General features: G+C 68.5%; 1 protein-coding gene. It reads left to right on the forward strand.

Features of this window, described 5'->3' with window-relative positions; translation table 11 throughout:
• Window positions 1-2,758, forward strand: a 2,758-nt coding sequence (locus ACFE99_RS24695) for an acyltransferase domain-containing protein (RefSeq protein WP_375489454.1), incomplete at both ends; no start/stop codon positions are given.

Below are 2,758 nucleotides of genomic sequence, written 5' to 3' on the forward strand. Positions count from 1 at the left end.
CGGGCAAGACCGTGTTCGTGTTCCCCGGCCAAGGCTCCCAATGGCTCGGCATGGGTGTCGAATTACTCGACAGCGCACCGGTTTTCGCGCAGACCATCAACGAATGTGCGGAGGCCTTCTCCGAATTCGTCGACTGGTCACTGATCGACGTGCTGCGCGGTGCTCCCGGCGCGCCGGGCCTGGACCGGGTGGACGTCGTCCAGCCGGCGCTGTTTGCGGTAATGGTGTCGCTCGCCGAACTGTGGCGCTCGATCGGCGTGCGCCCCGATGCGGTGATCGGCCATTCCCAAGGCGAAATCGCGGCCGCCTACGTCGCCGGCGCGCTGTCGCTGCGGGACGCGGCTTGTGTGGTCACACTGCGCAGCAAGCTGCTGACAAACCTGGCCGGGCGTGGCGGCATGGTGTCTCTGGCGTGCGACGTGGAGCGGACGCGAGAGTTGCTGTCTCCGTTTGCCGATAGGATCGGCATCGCCGCTGTCAACGGACGGTCGGCGGTCGTGGTGTCCGGAGAAGTCGCAGCACTCGACCAGCTGGTCCAACGTTGCACCGAGCAAGACGTCCGGGCACGCCGCATCGACGTGGACTACGCTTCGCATTCGGTTGACGTGGAGGCGATTCGGGACCAGCTCGCCGCTGCGCTCTCCGGCATCCAACCCCAGTCATCGCGCGCCGCGTTCTTCTCCACGGTTACCGGCGGCCTCATGGATACTGCCGGCCTAGACGCCGACTACTGGTATCGCAACATTCGCCAGACAGTCGAATTCGACCAGGCCATCCGCAGCGCCTGCGAGCGCGGCTACCGGACATTCATCGAATCGAGCCCCCATCCCGCGTTGATCGCCGGCATCGAAGACACCTTCAACCACTGCGTCGACGGCAACGCCGAGCCGATCGTCATCCCTACCTTGGGCCGCGAAGACGGCGGGCTGCAGCGGTTCCTTACGTCGGCCGCCCAGGCGTTTGTGTCCGGTGCGGCTTTGGACTGGCGGTCGCTGCTGCCGGGGGCCGGTTTCGTCGAGCTGCCGACGTATGCCTTTGAGCGGCGGAGGTTTTGGCTCTCCGGTGACGGTGTCGGCGCTGATGCCGCCGGACTGGGACTGGCAGCCGGCGAGCATCCGTTGTTGGGCGCGGTGGTGGAGTTGCCCGACTCCGGCGGTGTGGTGTTGACGGGTCGGCTTTCGCCGTCGTCGCAGTCGTGGCTGCTCGACCACGCCGTGTCGGGCGTCGTGTTGTTCCCGGGTACCGGGTTTGTGGAATTGGCGATCCGCGCCGGCGACGAGGTGGGCTGTTCGGTTGTCGACGAGTTGACGTTGCGGACGCCGCTGATGGTGCCGGCCTCTGGTGCGGTGACCATGCAAGTGGTGGTCGGCGCGGTCGACGAATCGGGTCAGCGCAGTGTGTCGGTGTATTCCCGGCCGGATGCCGACGCCGCATGGGTCTGCCACGCCGAGGGGGCATTGCGATCGGGATCCGTTGAGCCAGCGGCTGATTTGTCGGCATGGCCCCCGCCAGGAGCCACCGCGGTCGACGTCGCCGACGGGTACGAGCGGTTGGCGGCACGCGGATACGGATACGGTCCCGCGTTTCGCGGACTGACCGCGATGTGGCGCCGCGGTGACGAGGTGTTCGCTGAGGTGACGCTGCCGGAGGCCGCCGGCGGCGTCAGCGGATTCGGTGTGCACCCGGCGTTGTTGGATGCGGCGCTGCATGCGCTCGTCGTGGCGGACAACGGCGACGAAGTAGCCCTGCCGTTTTCGTGGCAAGGCGTGACATTGCATGCGGCGGGGGCCGCGGCGGTGCGGGCCCGGCTCGCGCCCGCCGGTCCGTCAGCGGTGTCAATCGAACTCGCCGACGGACTGGGCCTGCCGGTGTTGTCGGTCACGACGATGGTGGCCCGCCCGGTCACCGGGGAGCAGTTGATGGCGGCTGCTTCTTGGTCAGGTGCGGACCGGCTTTTCGAACTGGTGTGGTCAGCGGCCTCGGGGGCCCGCACCGATGCGACGCCGCCGCACGAGGTATTCGAGTCGCTGGCCGCCGAGGCGCCGGCAGGCATCTACGAACGCACCCACCAGGCACTGGCCGCGCTGCAGGCGTGGCTGACCGAACGCGACTCCGGCACGCTGGTCGTCGTCACCCGCGGCGCGGTTTCGGTGGCGGGCGAAGACGTCACCGACTTGGCGGGGGCCGCGGTGTGGGGGTTGGTGCGGTCGGCGCAAACCGAGCATCCGGGCCGGTTGGTGCTCGCCGACGTCGATGGGCCCCGCCCGACGACGATGCAGAGCGCGCAGCGCGATGAGGAGGAGTCGGGCAATTGGTCCATTGACGACGCCGCGATGACAGCAATCCTTGGGGCCGGCGAACCGCAAGTCTGCCTACGCGCGGGACAGGCGTACATCCCGCGAGTGCACACCAGCGGCGCAGTCGACGGCCTGTTGGTGCCGCCGGCCGATCGGCCGTGGCGGCTGGGCCTCACCAGCGCCGGCACCTTCGAAAACCTCACTCTGGAGCCGGTTCCCAACGCCGACGCTCCGCTAGAGCCCGGCCAGGTCCGCGTCGCGATCCGGGCTATCGGCACCAACTTCCGCGACGTGATGATCACCCTGGGCATGTTCACCCATGACGCGCTGCTGGGCGGCGAAGCCGCCGGCGTGGTCGTCGAAGTCGGGCCTGGCGTCACCGAATTCGCGGTCGGCGATCGGGTGATGGGATTCTTCCCCGACGGCAGCGGCACCGTCGTCGCCGGCGATACCCGGCTGCT

Origin of the sequence: uncultured Mycobacterium sp. (assembly GCF_964249325.1) — a bacterium.
Lineage (GTDB): Bacteria > Actinomycetota > Actinomycetes > Mycobacteriales > Mycobacteriaceae > Mycobacterium.